Source organism: Pontixanthobacter aestiaquae (genome assembly GCF_009827455.1).
Taxonomy (GTDB): domain Bacteria; phylum Pseudomonadota; class Alphaproteobacteria; order Sphingomonadales; family Sphingomonadaceae; genus Pontixanthobacter; species Pontixanthobacter aestiaquae.
Genome location: NZ_WTYZ01000001.1, coordinates 1646290 through 1670696 on the forward strand (window position 1 = coordinate 1646290; position 24407 = coordinate 1670696).

A 24407-nucleotide genomic window follows, 5' to 3' on the forward strand; every position below is an offset into this window, starting at 1 on the left:
CGCCGGAACTCCCACCGATTGGGCCACTCGATGAGTGGTTTCCGGCGGCGCATATTTTTGAAAGGACAAAGCAATGGCTGGAATTTCAGTCGCTGACGTTAAAACACTGCGCGAGAAAACCGGCGCGGGCATGATGGACGCCAAGAAAGCGCTGACCGAAGCTGGCGGCGATATCGAAGCCGCGGTTGACGCGTTGCGCGCCAAAGGCCTCGCTACCGCACAGAAGAAGTCGAGCCGTACGGCTGCAGAGGGCCTCGTCGGCGTTGCTGTCGCCAATGACTCTGGGGCAACCAAAGGCGTTGCCGTTGAAGTGAACTCGGAAACAGACTTCGTTGCGAAGAACGAACAGTTTCAGGACTTCGTGCGCAACACCACCACTGCTGCGCTCGGCGTGGATGGTGATGATGTCGAAGCTCTCAAAGCAGCGGCCTATCCCGGTGGCGGCACCGTCGGCGACAAACTGACCGACAACATCGCGACTATCGGTGAGAACCAGCAAGTTCGCCGCATGAAGACCGTTTCGGTCGAAAACGGCGTTGTCGTTCCTTACGTTCACAATGCCGCGGCTGACGGCCTCGGCAAAATCGGCGTTCTGGTTGCTCTCGAAAGCGAAGCTGGTGAAGATGTTCTTGCTCCGCTGGGCAAGCAACTCGCCATGCATATCGCAGCGGCATTCCCGCAAGCGCTGAACGCCGACGGTCTCGACGCAGAAATGCTCGACCGTGAGCGTGCAATCGCGGCTGAGAAAGCTGCCGAAAGCGGAAAGCCTGAGAATGTCCAAGAAAAGATGGTCGAAGGCGCGGTGAAGAAATTCGCCAAGGAAAACGCGCTGCTCAGCCAGCTGTTCGTGATGGACAACAAAACCTCGATTGCAGACGTTGTTGCCAAAGCTGGCAAAGACGCGGGCAAGGAAATCGTTCTCAAGGACTATGTCCGCTTCCAACTCGGCGAAGGCATCGAGAAAGAAGAAAGCGATTTCGCTGCAGAGGTTGCTGCTGCTGTTGGCGGGTAACAAGCTGAACTCGTCATTCCCGCGCAGGCGGGGAAGCGGAGCTGTCCATAGGACAATCCAGAATGGCGAGTGCTGAGCGTTAGGCCCTGGATCCCCGCTTTCGCGGGGATGACGACAGGATAATTACGGCCGTCGGACCTTCTAGGTTCGGCGGCCGAATTGTATTTGCTGCCCGAGTCGACCCGTCGAAATTAGCGAAACTTGCCCGAGTGAGACATCAAAGCACAATTTTCCGGTCGGTTGGTGCTGAATTCAATTTTCAAAGAGCCGGATCCGAAGCTAGCAGGTGATTGTGATGTAGGAAAATAGGCCCATTTCTGCGGTCCGTCACAATTGGCGTAGAGCCGAATGATTCAATAGCTGAATGTCCGCCATCGACCCAATTGCGGACTTTCACTACCAATGCGAGACTTCCTCTTTGCGTACATTTACGCTGAGGGGTCTTTTGCCCGCAGGTGGACAAAGGCAACTGTGTTATCTTGTTAGAGGCTCTTGTGCCGTCGCCAAGGAAAGATTTCGGTCAGCTCTTTGTTAGTTCATCAATGCGGGCTTCGGCATCTGCATCGCCGGGCACTCGTTCGAGGTAGGTCCGATACATGTCAATGGCTGGTGCGGTTCGGCCCGTTACCCGCAAGCCATCAGCGAGCCGGTAGATCGCATAGTCTGAGTTTGGATGAATCGCGCGATTGAGCTGTAACAGGTTGATGCCGATAGCATTCTGGCCGCGATGAATATGTTTGAATGCGGCAAGATCGACCACACCTTCGCGCGCTTTCCGGCCGTCATTGTTTGCGTGGCACATTGTGACACCAGCTTCGAGGCCTTTCCGGACAGTCAGGTCAACCAGGTCCTGGGTGAAACGGTAATTGCGTGTCTTATCCGTGGGACCGGCGATCATTTCATGCATGAAGGCTTCGGTATCCCAATATGCATCCACGTCACCGTTCGTGAGCACGACAAATGTCGTGTCGAGCTCGGGAAACATCATCAACTCACATGCAACACCATAGTGGCCACCCGAATGGCCAAGTAGGCATGTTCCGTTAAGGCCCTGCTCGATGATCCCATAGCCATAGCGTCCGACCGGCGTTTCCGAGCGACCTTGCAGGAACGCCCTCGTCATCTTGGGGCCGAGCAAGCGATTGCGCATGAGCGCCGTGGCATAACGGTGCAGATCGCCGGCGGTTGAGTAAGCACCGCCGCCTGCGCTTCCTCGTGGCTCCAATCGGCTACTGCAATCAATCCATTCACCCGGTATCTCCTCAGATCGCATATAAGGGATTGCACGGTTGGAGACGTCGGCATCCTGTCGCCAGTTGCCGGTGTTCGCCATTCCTGCCCTGTCGAAAACCGCTTGCTGAACATGCTCGAAATAGCTCTTTCCCGTGACTGCTTCGATGATCAGCCCAAGAACGACATAGCCGCCATTCGAGTAGGAAAATGCACTACCTGGTTCGTGCTCGAGTGGAATGTTTGCGAACAGTGGCAAATAGTCACGGTGGCTTTCAGGATGCGGGCCGTCCAGTTCTGCCAGACCCTGCCAGTAATTGCCGATGCCGGACCTATGCAACAGCATATGAGCAATCGTCACACGTTCAGCCGCGTCCCGGTTGGGATAACCCGGCAGATGCATGCCCAAGGTGTCATCAAGCGAGATTGCGCCAGCCTCGACCAGTTGCAGGATACACGTGGCTGTAAACATCTTTGGTATCGATGCGAGATTGAATTTCGTGTCGATGGTGTTGCGCTCGCCGCTTTCCCTGTTCGCCAAACCATAGCTCTCAGCAAATTCGATATGCCCACCGCGCGCAAGCAATACAGTTCCGCTCAAGTCATTTGTTCGAGCGAGCGCTTGTGAGTGACGAACTAGCCCCTTGCGTTGGCTCCCATGGCCTGCGCAGCTTGCAACTGTTAGCGCTGAAGCCAGCCCGCCGGCCAAGGAAAGCGCATCGCGCCGTGATGTTTTCGAAAAATCCATCCTTAGTCTCGCTCTTGCAAATCTCTGACACGCTGCCATTGTGTAACTGGTTACGCATTATTAGGTAGGTGGTTACGGATATGTCAAATAGAATCACCGCGAGGGCGGATGAAACTCCACAAGATCCTCTCGCGATTTATGGCGCTTTCGCGCTGGGCGGACGGCTCAGGCGCCTAAGCGACCGGATCGATCGTGATGCGAAATCGATCTACCAGAAGATGGGCGTGGAATTCGAACAACGCTGGTTTCCCGTATTTAACTGCCTGCGTAGCGGAGAAGCACCGGGCGTTACCGAGATATCTGATCGTCTCGGCATCTCACACGTAAGCGTGAGCGTAACGCGCAAGTCGCTCGAAGCGGCTGGGCTCGTGACATCAACTCCGGACAAGAGTGACGGCAGACGATCCGTCTTGGCTTTGACCAGCAAGGGGAGGACTCTTGCCGTCGAGCTTGGGCCGTTATTTACTGCGTTAGACTTAGCGGCTGCAGATTTGAATGCAGACGCAGGAAACGCGATCACTGCGATAGAACGGCTTGAAAAGGCCTTGGCCACCAAGTCTCTGTCGGAGCGTGCGGATCAATTTTTGAAAAAAGGAAAAGAACTATAAAAAGGGCCCTATTTCGAATTCAATTGATTCGCCCAATCGCTGTCGAGCTGTTCGTTAGAGGCCCTCACCTTATCGCATAGAAACCGAAAGCAGCCGTTCCGCTTTCCACCCCAATGATCGATCAACAATCCAGAGTTTACCAACGTCGAAAGCGGACCTTCACGGGTCTGGTGACCGAATTGTTATGAGCCAAATCTCCGGCTTGGAAAACAGCCTGACGGGCAGCAAGCTCGTCCCCAATCCCGCTCCGACGATCACACTATTGCCATTCTCGTCGACGCGCCCGCAGGCGTAGCGCTCGCCATAATCGGACATGGTCGCAGGTGCGCCGCCCCACGGATAGCGTATTTGACCGCAATGGGTGTGCCCGGCGAGCATCAGGCCGAAATTCTCCGGCAAGGTGGGGAAAGGATCAGGGCTATGGCTAAGGATAATCCCGCCACCGGACAGTGGTCCCATCGCAGCCAAAGTGTTCGGCAAATCCGCGCGATTGGTATAGTCGTCGTCGATCCCGCCCACAGCCAGCGGGCCGAATTGTGCTGCCTCATTTTCCAGAACCGTGAAGCCCGCTTTGACGAGCCCAGCTCTGATACCATCTACACCGAACCAATGATCGTGATTGCCTGGAACTGCAATTTTGAAAACATCACCACTTAGGCCTTCGAGCGGAGCAGTCACTTCCTCTGCCGTATAAATATGCGTGGCGCTGCGTTTTTCACTCACCAGATCGCCCGCGATCATGACATAGTCTGGTGACAGAGCGTTGATCTGCTCGACAATCTCCGCAAACCTGCTTGGCGGCATGTCTGGCCCGGCCACGTGGACATCCGAAATCAGAGCGATGGTTACAGGCTCCGCATCTGCAGGATAGCTGGCCAAAGAAACGCTGGTCCGTTGCACCACCGGCGTTGCCATAGTGTCGCTGTGGGCTTTGACGCCAATAGCGATGATCAGTGCCAGCAATATTATACCGATCCAGAATCGCTTCCTTAGTCGCAATGTACTGATCTCCACAGAGCTTCCTTTTTTGCATTGGCCCTTTGCGCCCATCGGCGCCTGCGTATAAGGACAGCGGCGACCTTACATCATCCGGATTCTTCTGACCTATGCCCGATCCTGCGTCCACGCCGAAATACAACCGTGTCCTGCTGAAACTCTCGGGCGAGGTGTTGATGGGGGATCAGGAGTACGGGATCGATCCCGCCTATGTCGCGCGGCTCGCCGAGGAAGTGAAAGCGGCCAAGGATACGGGCCTCGAAATCTGCCTGGTCATTGGCGGGGGCAATATCTTCCGCGGTGTTGCGGGGGCTGCGCGCGGGCTCGACCGGACTACGGGCGATTATATGGGGATGCTGGCAACGGTGATGAATGCGCTGGCGATGCAGAATGCTCTGGAGCAGGCGGGCGTACCTACGCGGGTCCAATCGGCTATTCCGATGTCATCCGTGTGCGAGCCGTACATTCGCCGCCGGGCAGAGCGTCACCTTGAAAAGGGTCGCATCGTGATCTTCGCGGCGGGCACGGGCAACCCGTTCTTCACCACCGATACGGGCGCGGCACTCCGCGCGGCAGAAATGAACTGCGATGCGCTTCTCAAAGGGACCAGCGTTGATGGTGTCTATGACAGCGATCCCAAGAAAAACGCCGATGCCAAGCGCTTTGACGAAATTACCTATAGCCGCGTGCTGAATGACAATTTGAAAGTGATGGATGCCACCGCCGTCGCGCTATGCCGCGAAAACAGCATTCCCATTGTCGTCTTCTCGATTAGAGAGAAAGGCAATGTAGCAAAAGTGATCGATGGCAACGCCGTCCAGACAGTTGTGAGAGAGGAAGCCTAAAATGGCAAAATACGACAAGGCCGACATCGAGCGGCGCATGAATGGCGCGGTAGAATCGCTGAAAAGTGATCTGGGCGGTTTGCGTACGGGCCGGGCGAATACGACATTGCTCGATCCTGTGGTGTGCGAAGTCTATGGCGCGATGATGCCGCTTAACCAGGTTGCGACTGTTTCTGCGCCGGAGCCGCGCCTGCTGACGGTGCAAGTGTGGGACAAGTCGAATATGGCAGCGGTCGAGAAGGGCATTGCGCACGCAAATCTGGGCCTCAACCCGATGATCGACGGGCAGACTTTGCGCCTGCCGATGCCCGATCTGACCGAGGAGCGCCGCAAGGATCTGGCCAAGCTCGCGGGCAAATATGCCGAGAACGCGAAAATCGCGATCCGTAATGTGCGCCGTGACGGTATGGAAGCGCTCAAGGAAGACGAGAAGAAGAAGGAAATCTCCGAAGACGACCGCAAGCGGTCCGAGGATGAGGTCCAGAAACTGACCGACAAATATGTTGCCGAATGCGACATTGCGGCCGAGGCCAAAGAAAAAGAAATCATGACCCAGTGATCCTGGTGCAAGCTCCCCAATCCGGTCATCCTGAGCCGGTGGCGCTGCGCGCCGTCTTCGACTCTGAAGGATTGCACTTTCTTCTGGAGATAGGATTCAAGGGAAGGGCAGCCCTTCGACAAGCTCACGGCGAACGGTTTTCATAAGTCATGCCGCAGTTTGAAAACACCGCCAAACACGTCGCCATTATTATGGATGGCAATGGCCGCTGGGCGAAGCGCAGGATGTTGCCGCGCGCGATGGGGCACCGGCAAGGTGTCGAGGCGGTGCGCAAGCTGGTCCGCAATGTCGAGCCGATGGGGATCGATTGCCTGACGCTTTATGCGTTTTCTTCGGAGAACTGGAAGCGGCCCGAGGACGAAGTTGGCGATCTGATGAATCTGCTGCGCAAGTTCATCAAATCCGATCTGCCCGAGTTTATTGCCAATGACGTGCGGCTGAAAATCATTGGTGATTACACGGCGCTGGAGCCTGATATTGTCGCGCAGCTTGAGGATGCTTTGGAGCAGACTTCCAAAGGCTCACGCATTCTGGCGGTCGCGCTCAATTACGGATCGCAGCAGGAAATTGTCCAAGCAGCGGCCAAGGCTGCAGAGCAGGGCGCAGTGACGGAGGAAAGCATTGCCGCAAACCTCTACACCGCCGATCTGCCGCCGCTCGACCTGCTGATCCGCACCAGCGGAGAGGTTCGTCTGTCGAATTTCCTGCTATGGCAATGCGCCTATGCCGAAATGGCGTTTGTCGATGTGCTGTGGCCGGACTTCACGCCCGAGCATTTGCAACAAGCGCTCGACGATTTCGCCGACCGGGAGCGACGCTTTGGCGGACGGTGAACACATAGCCAACGCCGTCATGCTGAATTCATTTCAGCATTCATTGTGCCTTCCAGAACGAACTGAGCGATTGGGGAAATGGACCCTGGAAGCGAAGCTGTGCTTGCACAAACAAGTTCAGGGTGACGGAGAAGGTAGAGGGCTATGACAGAAGCGCCGCAAAAGAAATCCGATCTCCCAGTTAGGCTGGCCTCCGCGATTGTCATGGTTGCGATTGCTGGGACGGCGCTGTGGCTCGGCGGTTGGTTTTGGTATGGCTTTGTTGCGCTCGTTGCGGGGGGGTGTCTGTTCGAACTTGGACGGCTGGTCCGCGCGGCGTTCGGGACGGGTACCAAGCCGACTTTGATGGTTTTGGCGGGGGCCGCCTATATCGGTTTGGCCGGTTTTTCCCTCGCGAATTTGCCGCCTGCTGTTTTGCTGGGCGTTATCGCTGTGGTCATCGCCACCGACGTCGGGGCGTATTTCAGCGGACGTGCAATCGGCGGTCCGAAAATCGCGCCGAAGATCAGCCCGTCCAAAACATGGGCCGGTTTGATTGGAGGTATGATCCTGGCAGGTATCGTTTCTGCCTCGTTCTTTCTTTATAACGTCGGAGAAATCCGGTTTTCGGCGATGGTGGGTATAGCTGCTACGATCGGTGCTGTGCTGGCTGTGGTCGCACAATGTGGGGACTTTCTCGAGAGCTGGCTCAAACGGAAAGCGGGAATGAAGGACAGTTCTAATCTTATCCCCGGCCATGGCGGAGTTTTTGATCGTGTCGATGGGCTGTTGCCCGTCGCTATCGCAGCATTGCCGCTTTGGGCGATGCATCCATGACCCGCACCATCTCTATCCTCGGTGCAACCGGCTCTGTCGGCGCATCAACCCTCGATCTGATCCGGCGGGAGTGTGAGACATGGCGGGTGGTCGCGCTCACGGCGAATTGCAGTGCAGTGGAGCTGGCGAAATTGGCTATCGAGTTTGAAGCGAAAATTGCAGTGGTGGGCGATGATGCCTGCCTCGGCGATTTGCGCGAGGCTCTAGCCGGGACGTCTATCGAAGCGGCTGGCGGCGCTCAGGCTTTGTGTGATGCGGCTGCGCGGCCGGTCGATATCACGGTCGCGGCGATTGTCGGCTGCGCGGGTCTTGCGCCGGTGATGGCGGCGATAGAGCAGGGCGGGACCATCGCGCTCGCCAATAAGGAAGCGCTGGTCTCGGCCGGTGATGTGATGACTGCGGCGGTTGCCAAGCATGGCGCGACGCTGCTGCCGGTCGATTCCGAGCATAATGCGATTTTCCAGTGCCTTCAGGGCAACGACATCGAGGAAGTCCGCTGGATCACGCTGACTGCCAGCGGCGGACCGTTCCGCGAATGGACGCAGGCGCAGCTAGAGGCCGCAACGCCCAAGCAAGCGGTTGCGCATCCCAATTGGGATATGGGCGCAAAGATCAGCGTCGATTCGGCGACGATGATGAATAAAGGCCTCGAATTTATCGAGGCGCATCATCTGTTTCCGGTCGGTCTGGACCGGCTGCGCATCGTGGTACACCCGCAAAGTGTGATCCATTCGATGGTCGAGTATCGCGACGGATCGACGCTCGCACAGCTTGGCCCGTCGGATATGAAAGTACCGATTGCATCCTGTCTCGCATGGCCAAAGCGGATGGAAACCGGCTGCGAACCGCTTGATTTACCTGCAATTGGTGAGCTGAGCTTCTTCGCCGCTGATGAGGAGCGTTTCCCCGCGACCAAGCTGGCGCGCGAGGCGGTCCATGCGGGCGGAGCAGCACCGGCAACGCTCAATGCAGCGAATGAAGTGGCGGTTGCCGCGTTCCTTGCCGGTCAGATCGGGTTCACACAGATCGCCGCAATGGTGGCGGAAACCCTCAATAACGATATACAGGCCGCGCCGGGCACTTTGGATGAGGTGCTGGCGGTCGATAGCGACGCACGGGCGCGTGCTGGCGAAGTTCTGGCCGAAATTCTGGAGAGAGACTGACTTGTTCGAATCTGTACCGATCTGGATGATGATCCTGGGCTTCCTGCTCGTGCTAGGGCCGCTGGTTACCGTGCATGAGCTGGGCCACTATCTAGTGGGCCGCTGGTTCGGCGTGAAGGCGGAAGCGTTCTCGGTCGGCTTTGGCAAGGAGCTGATCGGGCGCAATGACAAGCACGGCACGCGCTGGAAAATCTCCGCGCTGCCGATTGGCGGCTATGTCCAGTTCAAAGGCGATATGAATCCGGCCAGCATTCCCGATGCGGATGCTTTGAGAGATTTGCCTGCAGACGAACGCGATGGCAATTTCCACCATGCAGCGTTGTGGAAGCGGGTGCTCATTGTGCTGGCAGGCCCCGTGACCAATATACTGGTCGCGCTTGGCATTTTCGCCGCATTCCTGATGATTTACGGGAAAGCCTTGCCTGCCGATCCGGCACAGCAAAATATTGTCGCCAGCTTTGCCGAGGTCTCCGCCGCGCGTGAGGCAGGGCTGGAGGTCGGCGACAAGATCGTTGCGGTCAACGACGAGACGCTGACCGATTTCCGCCATTTGCAGCGCAGTATCGCACTATATCCGGGCGAAACGGTCGATATCTCTTATGTGCGCGATGGTGAAACAAGCACGGTTCCGGTCACGATCGGTAGCTTCCAGGAAAAAGACCGGTTCGGCAACGAATCTACGGTCGGACGGATCGGCATTGCGCCCGAGCCATTCGAGCGTGTTTTTGAGCCCGTCGGGCCAATCGAGGCGACTTCGCTTGCGGTGACGCAGAGCCTCCAGATCGTTGACATGATGGTCACCGGTATCAAGCAAATCCTCTTAGGTGACAGGTCGGTGAGGGAGCTTGGCGGCCCAATCAAGATCGCGAAATATTCTGGCGAGCAGCTGAGCCTTGGCCCCGATGCGTTCGTGTTCTTCGTCGCACTGATCTCAATTAACTTGGCATTCATTAACCTGCTGCCAATCCCCGCGCTCGACGGAGGGCATCTGGCTTTTTATGCGGTTGAGGCAGTTCGCCGTAAACCGGTTGGTCCCGTTGGCACCGAATGGGCCTATCGCACGGGTGTCGCATTGGTATTGATGCTGATGATATTTGTGACGGCCAACGATGTGGTCTCGCTGTTCATTTAGAGTGCGAGGCTTAATCGGGGACGATACGCAGGGGAGTGGGTTCTTACACCGCTTGATTGGGGGCACGGCATCGGGCAAGGGCGGCAACACGCATCTTGGCCGACTGGTCGAGTGGTTTTAGAACGAAATTTTTATTGGACGGGATATCCGTGTCTATGAATGGACGTAACATGCGCGGCGATACAGCAATGACGAACGGTCGCCGGCTGGCACTGGCTCTGCTTGGCGGAACGATGCTGGGGGGAATGCCGACTATTGCTCTGGCGCAAACAGCCGGGGCGCAACCGGCTGAAGAAGCGACCGGCGAACAACCGGCCCCGGCGCCCGTGGTGGCGCCGAGTCCGGACACTATCCGGTCGATTGCTATCACCGGTTCGGAGCGGCTCGAGCCACAGACGATCCTCAGCTACATCACGCTGCGTCCAGGCCAGCCCTATTCGCAGGCCGCAGCCGATCAGGCCCTGAAAGAACTCTACGCGACCGAGCTATTCTCCAACGCCAGCGTTCGCAATGATGGCGGCGATGTTGTTATCGAGGTTGTCGAAAACCCGGTCATCAACCGGATCATTCTGGAGGGCAACAAGCGCCTCAAGAATGACAAAATTATTCCCGAGATCAAACTGGCACCGCGCCAGATTTTCACGCGCTCCAAAGTTCGCGCAGATACTGCGCGGATTGTGGAACTTTACAAGCGTCAGGGCCGCTTTGCTGCAACGGTTGAGCCAAAGATTGTCGAACTGAGCCAGAACCGCGTCGATGTGGTGTATGAGATCAGCGAAGGGCCAAAATCCAAAGTCCGCCAGATCAACATCATTGGCAATGAAGTGTTTTCCGACGGAGCGCTGCGCGGCGAGATGGTCACCAAGCAATCGCGCTTCACCAGCTTTTTCAGTTCCAACACCAGCTACGATCCTGATCGTCTGGCGTTTGACCAACAAAAGCTGCGTCAGTTTTACCTGACCGAAGGCTATGCCGATTTCCGCGTCGTTTCTGCGGTGGCAGAACTTACGCCGGACAAGAAAGACTTCATCATCACCTATGTGGTTGAAGAAGGCGAACGCTATAAATTTGGCGAAGTCGCCGTAGATAGCCAGATTCGCGATTTCGACAGCGATTTGATGAGCGGCCAATTGCCGATGCAGAGCGGCGACTTTTACGACGCCAAATTGGTTGAAGACACTGTCGAACAACTCAGTGAGCTTGCCGGGACGTTTGGCTACGCATTTGCCGACGTGCGCCCGCAATTCCAGCGGAACAAAGATGACCTCACTATGGGGATTACTTTCGTTCTGAACGAAGCGCCGCGCGTTTATGTCGAGCGGATTGACGTAAACGGCAACACGCTCACACAAGATAAGGTCCTGCGTCGTGAGTTCCGCCTTTCCGAAGGTGATGCGTTTAACTCAATCGGCGTGAAACGGTCGACCAACCGGATCAAGTCGCTCGGCTTCTTCCAGGAAAACTTCGAGATCGAGCAAAAGGACGGCAGCGCGCCTGACCGGATTGTTCTCGAGGCAAATGTCGAAGAAAATCCAACCGGCGAATTACAACTCTCGGCCGGTTTCTCGTCAATTGAAAGCTTTATCCTTTCAGCATCGATCCGGCAGCGGAACTTCCGCGGACGTGGCCAGACGATCGGCGCAGGGGTTAATTATTCGCGTTTCTCGCGCTCGTTCAATCTGAGCTTCACAGAGCCCTATGTGTTCGACCGCAATATCTCGGCCGGTATCGATTTATATCGCCGCGATTTTAACAGCTTCAACTTCACGGGCAGTGACCGGAATACCACCTTTAGCCAAGCGACGACTGGTGCGTCGCTCCGTATAGGTGTTCCGCTTTCGGAATATATGTCGCTCGTCGGAAGCTACACGATCAACTATGACGATGTTACCTTGGACGAGAATCAGTTCTTCGCCGATTTGGACGGTGACGGTGTGCGGACCTGCGAACCTCTGATTGCTGGCCGTTTCTTGTGCGAAGCCATTGGTCAACGCGTCAGCTCAATTCTGGGCGTCACTGTCGCTTACGAAAATCTTGATAGTCGCTTCCGCCCGACACGTGGTTCCAGCGTATCGTTGACGACCGAAGTTGCTGGTTTGGGCGGGTCAGTAAAATATATTCGCAACCGGGCCAACGCGAAGCGCTATTGGAACGTGCTCAATGGCTTTATCTTCTCTCTCTCTGCCGAAGGCGGTGCAATCAATGCGTGGGGCGGCAGCGAAGTCCTTCTGACTGATCGCTTCTTCCTTGGTGAGCCGCAAATTCGCGGGTTCGACATTCGCGGAGTAGGACCGCGTGTTTTGCGACAGCCGATTGTCGATGATGGCAATGGCAATCCGTTGGTGGTTACTGACCCCAATCGGATATCCGATGATGCTATTGGTGGTAATTCTTATTATCTGGGCCGCGCCGAACTGGAAATTCCGCTGGGCACAGGTGCACGTGAATTGGGGCTGCGACCATCAATTTTTATGGATGTGGGCGCATTGTTCAATGTTGCCACTCCCCAATTGCAGCAGAGCCCGTTCCCTGGCGGATTGGCATTCCAACGGCGTGATACGGCTGGCAATCCGCTTTTCGTGACAGCCGCAGGAGTTGCGACGACAGATTCGGTTGATGACATGGGCAATCCGTTGTCACCGCTCAACCAGACTTTCGCGCCCTTCCAAGAAGTGTTCTTGGGCGATTCCGCATCACCCCGTGTTACAATCGGCATCGGGGTCAACTGGAACTCTCCATTTGGACCATTCCGGATCGATTTCGCTCATGCGCTGCGCAAGCAGCCGGGTGATGATACAAAGAAATTCACGTTTAACGTAGGAACTCAATTCTAATGAAAACTTTTTTTAAACCAGTACTCGCTGCTGGCCTCGCTTTGGCCGTTACGGCTCCTTTGGCGGCGCCGGCCGCTCATGCGCAAGTCGCTGGGATCGCAACCAGTACGCCTGAAATCGTGATGGTTCGCGCGGCTGCGCGCATTGCAGGCTATGCTGCGATTAACACGACCTATGCGACGCAGATTCAGCAAATCAGTACGTTACGCCAGCAAATCGCGACGGCGACGCAAAGTCTTGATACGAACAGCGATGGTCAATTGACGCAAGCAGAAGTGGATGCAAATCCGACGGTACGCGATCAGATTCAAGCTAACCAAACAACAGTGGACACGTTGAGTGCGCCAATCGCTCTCGCACAATATTACGTGATCGAGCAACTGATCAACGATTACGGTAACGCCCGAACACAAGTCATCCAGTCCAAAAACATTCAAATCATGCTGACGCCTGAGGCGTTTCAATATGCCGCTGATGGTGTTGACGTAACCGATGATATTCTGGCTGTGGTTGATCAGCGCCTGCCGCAAGTTGCGACTACGCCGCCGCAGGGATATCGTCCGCGCCAAAACACTGTTGAAACGCATCAGGCGGTGCAGCAGATTATTCTTGCAGCTGCTCAGCGTCAGGCAATCCAGCAGGCCCAGCAACAACAGCAAGCCGCACCAGCGCAGCCAGCGCCGAGCGGTCGCTAAGACATACAATAGATCCTTGGGGGCAGGGCTATGAGTACTGAAAATGGTGCCAGCGAAGACGCTGGGGCTGATTATGACATTCACAAGATACTCAAGGCCCTGCCGCACCGCTATCCGCTGCTTTTGGTGGACCGCGTCAAGTCACTGGAATTGGGCGAGAAAATCCATGCGGTGAAGGCTGTGTCCTTCAACGAGGAGTTTTTCCAAGGCCATTTCCCCGGCGCGCCGATCATGCCGGGCGTGCTCCAGATTGAGGCAATGGCGCAAGCGGCGGCGATTCTGGGGATCGAAACGCTCGAATTGGCCGGCACCGGCAAGCTGGTGTTTTTCATGGGGATCGAGAACGCCAAGTTCCGCTCGCCGGTAACACCGGGCTGCCTGCTCGATATGCATGTGGAATTCGTCCAGAAACGCAGTCGTGTCTATAAGTTCAAAGGTGTGGCGAGTGTCGAAGGCAAAGTGACCTGCCAGGTCGAGTTTACCGCGATGATTGCCGATCCGCCGAAAGCGTAGCTTTCGGAATCGTTTGGTTTAATCCCTCAGTCGCCGGTCGGAATGCACCCGCATTCCTTGGCTGCCTCGCATAAGCTCGGGCGGCCGTGCAGGTGGCCTTTGGCCGTCTGCGCCTTCGGCTCCGACTCCGGCCTTGCGGTTCACTGGTCGTGAACCGAGCATTCCAAGCCATCGGTGTCAGACCTGATCTTGGTCACGGCAGTCAACACGGCAGTCAAAGGGCCAAGCGGCCCGCCCGCAGCGAAGTAACCGTTAGGGAACGAAAGCGAGGATAGCCAAGTGGACGGATGTCCACGCCGGCGTTTGAGGTTAAACAAACAAGAAGCTCGCGCCCGGCGTCTAAGGGGCTAAACGAAAAACTCTATCCTTGCCAAACAGACCGACCCAAACTAAACGCGCCGCTTCTATTTCAATTGCAGCTCCGGTCGGAACCGGGGCGAATGCATAAAGGACATATGCCATGAAGGCCGAAGGACATCCCGATTACCACATGATCACGGTCAAAATGACCGATGGTACCGAGTTTCAAACGCGCTCCACCTGGGGCAGCGAGGGTGACACTCTGTCGCTCGAAATCGATCCGACGAGCCACCCGGCATGGACTGGCGGCAAGCAGCAGCTGCAAGAAGGCGGCCGCGTTGCCAAGTTCAACCAGCGCTTCGGCGGTCTGTCGCTCAAAAAGAAGTGACGTTAGGCTCGGTGTGCTCAGCATAACATAGCCGCAGCGTCATCCCAGCATAGGCTGGGATCTCGTTAAGATAGAGAAGGGCGGTCCTGCGGGGCCGCCTTTTTTCGTTAGATTGTTTGTTAAAGCGGGAATACTCTTAGTGGACGGTAAAGCGGATATCCAAGTCAGCAATCCGGTAACGGCTCTCCAAATCTGAACTTGGCATGTCCATTGTGACCGCCGTCAGAAATATGAACCGAATAATTGAGCCCATGCGACATGGGCTTAGGCGGTTGTTCCAGCTCCCAGCCGTGAAACTTCTGACCATAGAGAACCATAGTTTGAGCTGGCCGAGATTCGAAGTCTTTGTCGTCGGGACCATTATAATTCAAGCGCGTTGCCCAAACTCGAGCCTCCTCGTAGCTGCGGCCATCAGAAGTCCGAACGAAGATATCATTTGGGCGCGGCAGATAGCCGCTAAACCAGCCGTCAATTGGTGCAATGCGGAAACCGACCGTGCCATTTTGTTCGCATGGTTCGATCTCAAAACTCTCAAGCGTACATGCATTCAAAGATACGGTACCAAGGACTAAGACGAGCGATGAACCAAGGCGCATCATACAAAGAAAACAGCGGTGGAGCGAACTTCCGCAATTGCGACTTTGGAAGCCATCACCCCCACTCCTTCTCACGATACCACTTCGTCAGCACATATTTCAGCCCCTTACGCACTTTCATCCCATGATGCAGCGTATTGGGATTGACCCGGCCATCGGGACGGCGGTTGTTCCAGCACAGTAGCTTCCCGGCCTCGGGCTTAAAAATCTTGTTAATCGCTTTGAAGCGGGTGCCGCCGCCGGCATCGACTGCGTTTAGATAGATCATAAAGGTCCATGTGCGCTGGCCGGCGATCGAGCAGTATTTCTGGAAATCCTGGCCATCGGGCGCGAAATAGTCGGTGTGTGGTTTGAACTCCTGCCCGACGTCATAGCGCTGGCCCTGCAGCGGTTCGCCATATTTGGGGGCGATGCCTGATAGCTCGGTGAGAAGTGCTTCCATTTCGATCACCGCGGGCACAGCCGGATCAAGGTCGCAGGTTTCGCTGGTCCGGAAATACCGGTCGCCATTGTCATCTGCGATTGTCGAAGGGCGCCGCTCGGTTTCGATCCGTCCAATCAGACGCTCGCGCAGTTCGGGCGATACGAAATTGCGAAGCTGGAATATCTCCACCTTGGGCGAGGGAACACGCTGGATGCCGCTGCGCAGAAGCAGCTTCTCTGCCGAAGAATCGTTCCCCGAATCCATGCGATGCAGTGAACACCAGCCGGAGCGACTTCGCAAGCCGCGTAATAATCTTGCGTGCAGGACTACTGATTGCAGTTTTCGCTTCCCAAAATCCAAAACCTATGCAATTGGCTCGCGCCCGCATCGGAAGCGGCTTGACCGCGCGGCGTGCAGGGCTAACAGGCCCCTCAGCACGGCTTCAAAAGACGATGCGGACAGAATTGTGGCGACCGTAGCTCAGTTGGTTAGAGCGCCGGTTTGTGGTACCGGAGGTCGGGGATTCGAGCTCCCTCGGTCGCCCCATTCTCTCCCCTTTCAGCCGTCAAAAACCAGCGCATGCACAATCGGCTGCGCAATGGGGGCAATGTAAATGACGGCGTTCTGGACCGAAGCAGATTTTGATGATCACGAGCATGTTCAGCTCGTGCGCGATCGTAAATCGGGCCTGACTGCGATCATTGCGCTGCATTCGACCCATCTTGGGCCCGGTGCAGGCGGCACGCGTTTCTGGCATTACGCTGAGCCCAAAGATGCAATCCGCGATGCGCTGCGCCTGAGCCGCGGCATGAGTTACAAAAACGCGATGGCGGGTCTGCCCATGGGCGGCGGAAAAGCGGTAATTCTTGCGGACAAGAACCGTACCAAGACACCGGAAATGTTGGCGGCCTTTGGTGACGTGGTGAACGCGCTTGGCGGGCGCTATGTCACGGCAGAAGATGTCGGTATTAGCGAAGCCGATATGGTCGCTGTCTCAAAGCGTACCGACTATGTTTCCGGTCTGCCGGTAACGGGCGATGACGCCGCAGGCGGTGATCCTGGTCCGTTCACTGCAATGGGCATTTATCACGGTATCAAAGCGGCAGTGCAGCACAAGCTGGGCAAGACTTCGGTTGAAGGCGTCCATGTCGCGATCCAGGGGATCGGTAGTGTGGGCGGCGGTGTCGCGCGCTTGCTCGCGCGTGATGGTGCGAAGCTGACACTATCGGATATCAACGAAGACCGCGCCAAGGCGTTCGCGCGCGAACTGGGCGGCGAATATGCTGCTCCTGAGGCAGTGATGAGTGTCTCCTGCGAGGTATTCAGCCCCAATGCACTGGGCGCCATTCTCGACGATGAAGGCATTGCGCGGCTCGATGCGCCGATTGTTGCGGGCGGTGCGAATAACCAGCTCGCCCGCCAGGGGCACGGCCAGAAACTGGCGGATCGCGGCATTCTCTATGCACCGGATTACGTCATCAATGCTGGCGGCATTATCAGCGTCGCGATGGAATATCTGTGCAAGCAGCATGGCGAGCCCTGCGATATTAACGAGGTGCGCAAGCGGATCGCGCAGATCCCCGGGCGGCTCGAGGAAATCTGGCAAGAAAGCGCCAGCACCGGCGTCTCATCGGACGCGGTTGCAGACCGCATGGCACAAAAGCTGATCGGGCGCGGCTGACGGAACTTTCAGGTCGATGCGCACACTGGTCGATCATTGCTTGCTCCCCCTCGCATCACCTGTAAAAGCTAATGCCTGACATCATGCACGGCTTTGCGAATCCCAAACGTTTTTTGACTCTGGCAAAGTGGCTCACGCCGCTTCTGCTGATCAGCGGATTTGTGCTGGCGGCCATCGCTTTGGTGTGGGGTCTGTTCTTTGTGCCGCCCGACCGTTTGATGGGCGAAACCGTGCGGATTCTATTTATCCATGTCCCCGCCGCCTGGCTGGGTATGGGGGGGTGGACCGCGATTGCGATTTCCAGTCTTGTATTCCTCGTCTGGAAGCATCCGCTGGCAAGCCTCGCCGCGCGCGCTGCTGCGGTACCCGGTGCCGTGTTCACCGCCGTGTGCCTGATCACCGGTTCGATCTGGGGACGCCCCACCTGGGGTACATGGTGGGAATGGGATGGACGGCTGACGTCGATGCTCGTCCTGCTGTTCCTCTATTTCGGTTACATCGCGCTTGCACAGGCGGTCAGCCGCGAAGGCGGTTCGAGCCGCATTCCGGCGATCTTCGGGCTGGTTGGCGCGATCAATATTCCGATCATCAATCGCTCGGTCGTATGGTGGAATTCGATCCATCAGCCGCCGAGCATAACCGTTGGCAAGAGTGCGATCGATCCGGTGTTTCTGGTGCCGCTCGGTATCGCTGTGCTCGGATTTTCGCTGTTGTTTGGCGGTGTAGTGCTGGCGCGGATGCGCGCTCTGCTCGCCGAAATCCAGACTGAAGCGCGTTTGCGCCGCAAAGCAACAGGGAGCGAATAATGCGCGAGAATTTGCCGCAATGGGATTTCGTAATCGCGTCATATTCTGTTGGCATCGTCGCGGTGCTGGCTCTGGTTGCTTGGAGCTGGGCGTCGATGCGCAAGGCAGAAAAACGCCGAGACAAGGTGAAACGCAAGTGAGTGCTGTCCTGAAAGCCAAGCATCAGCGACTGGTGCTGATTATCATCGCCCTGATTGCCATTATTGGGGCAGGGTTGCTCGCATCCTATGCGCTGCGTAACGAGGCGAGCCTGTTCTACACACCGGATCAAATCGCCGCCGATCCCCCGGCAGCAGGGCAAGCCATTCGCTTGGGCGGCATGGTGCAGGAGGGGTCGCTCTCGACCATGGAAGACGGAATCACGGTGGCGTTTATTGTGACTGATAAAGAAAGCTCGACTGTGACGGTGCGCTATACCGGTATTCTGCCCGATCTGTTCGTTGAGGGCTCGGGAGTGGTTGCGGACGGCAGGCTGGATGCCAATGGCACTTTCATAGCCGACGAATTGCTCGCCAAGCATGATGAAAACTATGTCCCACGCGAATTGCAGGATATGGACCAACATTCGCCCGATAAGACGCTTGAGACGCTGGAGTCCGTGACTTGATCGCTGAGCTGGGCCTTGCTGCTTTATGGCTGGCGGCGGCGCTTTGCGCGCTGCAATTGCTCGGCGGCGCCTTGGCGCAGCGCGATGAAAACAGCGATTTAGCGCGGCTGGTTCGTCCCGCCGCAATCATACAAGGCCTGCTAGCGGGCTTTGCATTCCTGATGCTGTTGTGGCTTTTTTATGTGACCGATCTCTCGGTCAAACTGGTCGCAACCAACTCGCATTCTGCAAAGCCGCTCGTGTTCAAACTGGCAGGGGCATGGGGCAATCACGAAGGCTCGATGCTGCTGTGGATCACGGTGATGGCGCTCGCCGGCGGTCTGATTGCACTGGTCGAACGGCGTCTGCCCGAGAAAACCATGCTGGCGACATTGTCGGCGCAAGCCTTTGTCGGGCTTGGCTTTTATGCGTTTCTGTTGCTCAGTTCCAATCCCTTTGAACGCTTGCCGCAGCCTGCGTTGGAGGGCATCGGTCTGAACCCGCTGCTGCAGGATATCGGCCTCGCATTCCATCCGCCGACGTTGTATTTCGGCTATGTCGGTCTGTCGGTTGCATTTAGCTTTGCCGTCGGTGCGTTGCTGACGCGGCAGGTTAATCCTAACTTCGCGAGAGCCATGCGGCCATGGGTTTTGGGGGCATGGATATTCCTGACGCTCGGTATCACTGCAGGCAGCTATTGGGCTTATTATGAGCTCGGCTGGGGCGGCTGGTGGTTCTGGGATCCGGTCGAGAATGCCTCGCTCATGCCATGGCTCGCCGCGACGGCTTTGCTGCACTCGGTCGGCGTGTTGGCGGCGCGCGATGCGCTGAGGACGTGGACGATTATGCTCGGCGTGATTGCGTTCTCGATGTCGATGCTCGGGACGTTCCTGGTGCGTTCGGGCATTCTGACATCTGTTCATGCGTTTGCGGTGGACCCGGAGCGGGGGTCATTCATTCTGGTGCTGCTGCTGCTGTATATTGGTGGTTCGCTGCTGCTGTTCGCACTGCGCGCTGGCACAGTGTCCGAAGGCGAACGGTTCTCCGTAACCAGCCGTGAGGGCGCGCTGGTGTTCAATAATGTGATGCTGAGCGCGCTGCTGGGTATTGTCCTGCTCGGTACGCTTTACCCGCTGCTGACCGAGGCATTCGATGTCCGCGTTTCGGTAGGGCCTCCATATTTCAATCCAGTCGGTGCGATTTTCACGATCCCGATGCTGCTGATTATGGCAGTCGGCCCGTTGCTGCGCTGGCGCGGTGACAGCTTTGCCCGCATCAAAAACTCCGTGGCTATTGTTGCTGCAATAATGCTCGCGGTTCTGGCATTGGTGCTGATCCTCGGGTCATATGGATTGCTTCCAGTGCTTGGTCTGGCGGTCGCGGCGGGTCTGGCCGTTGGCAGCTTCCTTCCTTTGAGAGGTCGCAATCTGCTGCGCGCGCCATTGTCGCTATGGGGCATGGTCATCGCGCATTTCGGTATCGCCGTGGCTTTGTTCGGCATGGCGAGTGAAACCGCGTTCTCCGAAGAAAAGCTTGCCGCCGTCCCTGTGGGTGAAAGCGCCGAGGTTGGCCCTTGGGACATAACCTTGGAGCAAGTCGCTCCGGTGGCCGGGCCAAACTGGACCGCAATCCAGGGACGATTGGCGGCAAGCTATGATGGCGGCGATCCGGTGCTTCTCACGCCGGAGTCGCGCAATTTCTGGGCCCCCACGCAGGAAACGACGGAGAGCACTCTCGCGACACGCTGGAACGGACAGCTCTACGCGGTGATTGGCAATCAGGCGGCAGATGGCCGATGGCAATTGCGTCTGTGGTGGAAGCCGTTTGTGACGTTCATCTGGTATGGCGGCATTCTGATCGCACTGGGCGGATTGCTGGCCTTGATCGGAAGGCTGCGCACCGATCTGAAGCGGCGCTATGTCAAGTCGCGCCAAGCTGACCGCGCCAAAGAGGCTGCTGCTCTATGAACAACCTGAAAGTCTGGATACCGCTGGCGATTTTCCTGATGTTTTGCGGTGTCGCAGCCTATCAACTGACCCAGCCCAAAGACGAATTTGTCGAAAGCACGATGGTTGGCAAGCCAGTGCCCGAGTTCGAATTACGACCCGCGACAGCCGAGCTACCCGGGCTATCGATCGCCGATCTGAAAGACGGCAAGCCCAAGCTGCTCAACATCTGGGCGAGTTGGTGCGTGCCATGCATTGCCGAAGCGCCGCATCTGGAAACGCTTAAGCGGCAGGGCGTTGAAATTGTCGGTGTTGCAATCCGCGACCGTCCGCAGGATGTTGCGCGCTTCCTTGGCCAATACGGCAATCCCTATACCAAGATTGGCGCCGATGATCTGTCAGAAATCCAGCTGAGCATTGGTTCGTCCGGCGTACCGGAGACTTTCGTGGTCGATGGCAACGGTATTATCAGGCACCAGCATTTAGGCGATGTCCGGGCAGAGCATGTTCCGATGCTGCTACAGAAATTGGCGGAGGCGGGGTCATGAGCCGTATAACTGCTTGTATTGCGGTTGTGCTGTCCTTTTTCGCGCTTCCGCTGGCCGCGCAGCAATCGCTCCCACCAGCACCGCTCGCGTATGAACAGCTAGAAGATCCCGCACAGGAGGAAGCCGCGCAGGCGCTGATGGAAACGCTGCGCTGTCTCAAATGTCAAAGCCAGTCGATTGCCGACAGCGACGCCCCAATGGCGGGCGATATGCGGCATCAAGTGCGCAGCCGCATTCAGGCCGGCGAAGAGCCTGAGGCAATCCGTGCGTGGTTGGTTGATCGCTATGGCGATTATGTGAGCTATGCCCCGACGATCAGTGAGACGACTTGGCCGCTTTTTGCCATACCCGTCTTGTTGCTGCTGGTTGCCGGCCTGATCCTGTGGCGGCGTTTGAGGAAAGCATCATGAGCTGGCTCCCAGTAATTGCACTCGCGATGGCAGCATTTGTAGTCGCGGCTTTCGCTCTCAGACTGCCGAAAAGCGGCTGGGCGTTGTTTGGCGCTGCCTTGCTGTTCGGCCTTGCGGGTTACGCGATGCACGGTTCCCCGGGATATGCCGGATCACCGACCGAGAACGTCCCGGAAGCTAATCCCAACAACGCAGCCATGGTAGATGCGCGGCGTGAATTCTTTGGTGCGGATAGCCTACCAAGCCGCTACGTCACGATTGCAGACGGGTTTGCGCGCAATGGCCAGTTCGAAGACTCGGCCAATATGCTGCTCAACGCCATCAGTCAGGATCCGAGCGATGTGGAAGCATGGGTTGGTTTGGGCAATGCGCTGGTTGAACATGCCGATGGTTCGCTGACACCTGCAGCTCTTTATGCCTACTCGCAGGCGGAGCAGCTTGCGCCGCAAAGCCCCGCTTCTGCATATTTCCTCGGAATAGGCTTGTTGCGGTCTGGCCGCCCGGAAGAAGCCCGCCGGATATGGGCTCAGCTGATCGAAAACGCTCCCACGGACGCAGAATGGGTCGAGCCAATGACATTACGTCTGGAACGCCTCGATGCAATGCTCACGCAAATGGGCGGTCAGCAACCGGCAGCTTCGGGGCAATAGGTTCTGCATTGTTGCGGTGCACATGCGTAGCTGCTAGTGGCCGCCGCCTTTCGACTGGTGATTGATCGCGCGCCTTACTGACGCGGTCGGGATACCTGATTTATGGCTGAGGCCTCGACACATAGCGTTCAACCGCCGCCGGGCTCGCAAACGGGGCATAGCGCCTCGAAAGCGGCGCTCGCCGTGGGCGCGATCGGTATTGTGTTCGGCGATATCGGCACCAGCCCGCTTTACGCCTTCCGTGAGACTTTCGTCGGCCCGCATCCGCTGGCGCTGGATACCGCACACGTGCTTGGCGTCATCAGCCTGATTTTCTGGTCAATGACGCTGGTTGTGGCGATCCAATATGTCACGATCCTGATGCGCGCGGACAATAAGGGGCAGGGCGGCAGCCTCGCTCTAGTCGCACTGATTTCGAGCCACATTAGCGGTAAGAAATATGGCTGGGTCGCCGTGCTGCTCGGCGTGTTCGCCACATCGCTTTTCTACGGCGACAGCATGATTACGCCGGCGATTTCGGTCCTGTCGGCGGTTGAGGGCCTGACAGTGGTCGATGAGGGCCTGTCCGATTACGTGATCCCGATTGCACTGGTCCTGCTGATCTTCCTGTTCGTGCTGCAAAAACGCGGCACAGCGAAAGTCGGCGCTTTGTTTGCGCCAGTGATGATCGTCTATTTCACCGTGATCGCCAGCATGGGCGCATGGCAGATATTCCAGACGCCCGACATCCTGTGGGCGCTCAACCCCTATTACGCGGTCAATTTCTTCATTCTGGACGGTTTCACAGCGTTTCTGGCGCTTGGTTCGGTCGTTCTGGCGGTTACGGGTTCGGAGGCACTTTACTCCGACATGGGGCATTTCGGGCGCGGACCGATGCGTCTGTCGTGGTTTGGCTTTGTCATGCCGTGCCTGCTGCTTAACTATTTCGGTCAAGGCGCGATGATTATCGGCCTGCCAAACGAGCTGGCCGTCGAAGCGATCCAGAGCCCGTTCTTCTTCCTGGCGAGCGAGGAATGGCGCTTGCCGCTGGTATTCCTCGCCACCTTTGCGACCTTTATCGCCAGCCAAGCGGTTATCTCGGGCGCGTTCTCGATCACACATCAGGCGATGCAAATGGGCTATATTCCCCGGCTGTCGATCCGCCACACCAGCGAGACCGAGGGCGGCCAGATTTACATTCCGATCGTCAACTGGGCGCTGATGATTGCCGTCATCGTGCTGGTGCTGACTTTCCAGAACAGTTCCAACCTTGCTTCTGCCTACGGCATCGCGGTTACGGGTGCGGTGACCATTGATACGCTGCTTATGGCGGTGCTGCTGGTCGGCGTGTGGAAGTGGAAGTGGTGGTATGCCGCGCCGGTCGTGCTGCTGTTCCTGATCGTGGACGGTGCGTACTTCGCGGCGAACCTTGCCAAAGTGCCCGATGGCGGCTGGTTCCCGCTGCTTGTCGGTGCGGTCGCCTTTACCTTGCTCACCACATGGGCGCGCGGCCGCAAGCTGATGCGCGAGCGGATGAGCGAAGTTGCGCTGCCGATGGAGATATTTGCCAAGTCGGCCAAGAACAGCGCAACCCGCGTTCCCGGAACCGCGATCTTTATGGCATCGGCCAAGGGCGGGGTGCCTTCGGCGCTGCTCCACAATATCAAGCACAACAAAGTTCTGCACGAGCGGGTGGTGATCCTGACCGTGGAGATAGCCGAAATCCCTTATGTCGATCCGGAGGCGCGCTGCGAATATCATGATCTCGGCGATGGGTTCTTCCGCGCCGTATTGCATTACGGCTTTATGGAAGGGACCGATGTTCCCGAGGGTCTGAAGAAGATGGACCGCTGCGGCGGCGAATTTGACATGATGCAGACCAGCTTCTTCCTGTCGCGCCAAACACTGCTGCCGTCCGACAAGCCGGGTATGCCGATCTGGCGCGAAAAGATCTTCGCATGGATGCTGCGCAATTCAGCGACTGCGATGGAGTTCTTCAGGCTGCCTACGAATAGGGTTGTGGAACTGGGCAGTCAGGTGCGGATTTAGCCTCGGTGTGAGACACAGCGGAGGTTGGGACCTCTGTCGGCTTCGTGCGAGCTTCAGCGA

25 protein-coding genes and 1 tRNA gene are annotated in these 24407 nt (G+C 57.1%); 22 read left to right on the top strand and 4 right to left on the bottom strand.

What is annotated here, in order from left to right; translation table 11 throughout:
- Positions 1-73: 73 nt before the first annotated feature.
- Entirely contained in the window at positions 74-1012 is a 939-nt protein-coding gene (tsf, locus tag GRI35_RS07855) for a translation elongation factor Ts (RefSeq protein ID WP_160613651.1), read from the top strand.
- Between the two features lie 520 nt (positions 1013-1532).
- On the opposite strand, the gene GRI35_RS07860 is transcribed toward tsf, so the two are convergent.
- Entirely contained in the window at positions 1533-2843 is a 1311-nt protein-coding gene (locus GRI35_RS07860) for a serine hydrolase domain-containing protein (protein WP_160613652.1), read from the bottom strand.
- 227 nt (positions 2844-3070) lie between these two features.
- Here GRI35_RS07860 and GRI35_RS07865 point away from each other — a divergent pair, with 227 nt between their 5' ends.
- Positions 3071-3598 (top strand): MarR family winged helix-turn-helix transcriptional regulator, encoded by a 528-nt coding sequence (locus tag GRI35_RS07865; protein WP_160613653.1) that lies wholly within the window; start codon positions 3071-3073, stop codon positions 3596-3598.
- A gap of 159 nt (positions 3599-3757) precedes the next feature.
- Here GRI35_RS07865 and GRI35_RS07870 read toward each other — a convergent pair whose 3' ends face one another.
- Entirely contained in the window at positions 3758-4612 is an 855-nt protein-coding gene (locus GRI35_RS07870; RefSeq protein ID WP_328598429.1) for a metallophosphoesterase, read from the bottom strand.
- A 92-nt stretch (positions 4613-4704) separates the two neighbouring features.
- Here GRI35_RS07870 and pyrH point away from each other — a divergent pair, with 92 nt between their 5' ends.
- From pyrH to rpmE, 10 genes are all read left to right on the top strand, one after another.
- On the top strand, positions 4705-5439 hold the full coding sequence (pyrH, locus tag GRI35_RS07875) for a UMP kinase (protein ID WP_160613655.1): 735 nt from the start codon (positions 4705-4707) through the stop codon (positions 5437-5439).
- A 1-nt stretch (position 5440) separates the two neighbouring features.
- Positions 5441-5998, top strand: coding sequence for a ribosome recycling factor (frr, locus tag GRI35_RS07880; protein WP_160613656.1), 558 nt, complete (start codon positions 5441-5443; stop codon positions 5996-5998).
- Between the two features lie 149 nt (positions 5999-6147).
- Entirely contained in the window at positions 6148-6831 is a 684-nt protein-coding gene (gene uppS, locus GRI35_RS07885) for a polyprenyl diphosphate synthase (protein ID WP_160613657.1), read from the top strand.
- A 144-nt stretch (positions 6832-6975) separates the two neighbouring features.
- On the top strand, positions 6976-7647 hold the full coding sequence (locus tag GRI35_RS07890; RefSeq protein WP_160613658.1) for a phosphatidate cytidylyltransferase: 672 nt from the start codon (positions 6976-6978) through the stop codon (positions 7645-7647).
- Positions 7644-8810: a 1-deoxy-D-xylulose-5-phosphate reductoisomerase gene (dxr, locus tag GRI35_RS07895; protein WP_160613659.1), complete on the top strand. Its 1167-nt coding sequence runs from the start codon at positions 7644-7646 to the stop codon at positions 8808-8810. Before GRI35_RS07890 ends, dxr begins: the two co-directional genes overlap by 4 nt.
- Before the next feature lies 1 nt (position 8811).
- Entirely contained in the window at positions 8812-9942 is a 1131-nt protein-coding gene (rseP, locus tag GRI35_RS07900) for an RIP metalloprotease RseP (protein ID WP_328598430.1), read from the top strand.
- A gap of 188 nt (positions 9943-10130) precedes the next feature.
- Positions 10131-12776 (top strand): outer membrane protein assembly factor BamA, encoded by a 2646-nt coding sequence (gene bamA / locus GRI35_RS07905; RefSeq protein WP_235900163.1) that lies wholly within the window; start codon positions 10131-10133, stop codon positions 12774-12776.
- Entirely contained in the window at positions 12776-13471 is a 696-nt protein-coding gene (locus GRI35_RS07910) for an OmpH family outer membrane protein (RefSeq protein ID WP_160613661.1), read from the top strand. The genes bamA and GRI35_RS07910 overlap by 1 nt, the downstream gene beginning before the upstream one ends.
- Positions 13472-13501: 30 nt before the next feature.
- On the top strand, positions 13502-13984 hold the full coding sequence (gene fabZ / locus GRI35_RS07915) for a 3-hydroxyacyl-ACP dehydratase FabZ (protein WP_160613662.1): 483 nt from the start codon (positions 13502-13504) through the stop codon (positions 13982-13984).
- Between the two features lie 460 nt (positions 13985-14444).
- Positions 14445-14672 (top strand): 50S ribosomal protein L31, encoded by a 228-nt coding sequence (rpmE, locus tag GRI35_RS07920; RefSeq protein WP_160613663.1) that lies wholly within the window; start codon positions 14445-14447, stop codon positions 14670-14672.
- 164 nt (positions 14673-14836) lie between these two features.
- Here the strand turns inward: rpmE and GRI35_RS07925 are convergent, their stop codons facing one another.
- Together GRI35_RS07925 and GRI35_RS07930 are read right to left on the bottom strand one after the other, a co-directional pair.
- Positions 14837-15271, bottom strand: a complete 435-nt coding sequence (locus tag GRI35_RS07925) for a hypothetical protein (RefSeq protein ID WP_160613664.1) — start codon at positions 15269-15271, stop codon at positions 14837-14839.
- A gap of 52 nt (positions 15272-15323) precedes the next feature.
- Positions 15324-15956 carry a prolyl hydroxylase family protein gene (locus GRI35_RS07930; protein WP_160613665.1) on the bottom strand — a complete coding sequence of 211 codons (633 nt, stop codon included), beginning with the start codon at positions 15954-15956 and terminating at the stop codon, positions 15324-15326.
- 205 nt (positions 15957-16161) lie between these two features.
- Here GRI35_RS07930 and GRI35_RS07935 point away from each other — a divergent pair.
- From GRI35_RS07935 to GRI35_RS07975, 10 genes are all read left to right on the top strand, one after another.
- Positions 16162-16238, top strand: a tRNA-His gene (locus tag GRI35_RS07935).
- Between the two features lie 67 nt (positions 16239-16305).
- Complete coding sequence (locus tag GRI35_RS07940) at positions 16306-17373, top strand: Leu/Phe/Val dehydrogenase (RefSeq protein ID WP_160613666.1); 1068 nt, start codon at positions 16306-16308, stop codon at positions 17371-17373.
- 83 nt (positions 17374-17456) lie between these two features.
- On the top strand, positions 17457-18179 hold the full coding sequence (ccmC, locus tag GRI35_RS07945) for a heme ABC transporter permease CcmC (protein WP_160614811.1): 723 nt from the start codon (positions 17457-17459) through the stop codon (positions 18177-18179).
- Positions 18179-18319: a hypothetical protein gene (locus GRI35_RS13830; RefSeq protein ID WP_235900164.1), complete on the top strand. Its 141-nt coding sequence runs from the start codon at positions 18179-18181 to the stop codon at positions 18317-18319. The genes ccmC and GRI35_RS13830 overlap by 1 nt, the downstream gene beginning before the upstream one ends.
- Positions 18316-18786: a cytochrome c maturation protein CcmE gene (ccmE, locus tag GRI35_RS07950; protein WP_290258712.1), complete on the top strand. Its 471-nt coding sequence runs from the start codon at positions 18316-18318 to the stop codon at positions 18784-18786. The genes GRI35_RS13830 and ccmE overlap by 4 nt, the downstream gene beginning before the upstream one ends.
- Positions 18783-20732, top strand: coding sequence for a heme lyase CcmF/NrfE family subunit (locus GRI35_RS07955; RefSeq protein WP_160613668.1), 1950 nt, complete (start codon positions 18783-18785; stop codon positions 20730-20732). The genes ccmE and GRI35_RS07955 overlap by 4 nt, the downstream gene beginning before the upstream one ends.
- Positions 20729-21259 carry a DsbE family thiol:disulfide interchange protein gene (locus GRI35_RS07960; RefSeq protein ID WP_160613669.1) on the top strand — a complete coding sequence of 177 codons (531 nt, stop codon included), beginning with the start codon at positions 20729-20731 and terminating at the stop codon, positions 21257-21259. Before GRI35_RS07955 ends, GRI35_RS07960 begins: the two co-directional genes overlap by 4 nt.
- Positions 21256-21669, top strand: a complete 414-nt coding sequence (locus GRI35_RS07965; RefSeq protein WP_160613670.1) for a cytochrome c-type biogenesis protein — start codon at positions 21256-21258, stop codon at positions 21667-21669. The genes GRI35_RS07960 and GRI35_RS07965 overlap by 4 nt, the downstream gene beginning before the upstream one ends.
- The gene (locus tag GRI35_RS07970) at positions 21666-22319 is read left to right on the top strand and encodes a tetratricopeptide repeat protein (protein ID WP_160613671.1); all 654 of its coding nucleotides are present in this window, start codon (positions 21666-21668) and stop codon (positions 22317-22319) included. Before GRI35_RS07965 ends, GRI35_RS07970 begins: the two co-directional genes overlap by 4 nt.
- A 102-nt stretch (positions 22320-22421) precedes the next feature.
- Positions 22422-24347, top strand: a complete 1926-nt coding sequence (locus GRI35_RS07975; RefSeq protein ID WP_160613672.1) for a potassium transporter Kup — start codon at positions 22422-22424, stop codon at positions 24345-24347.
- Positions 24348-24407: the final 60 nt, after the last annotated feature.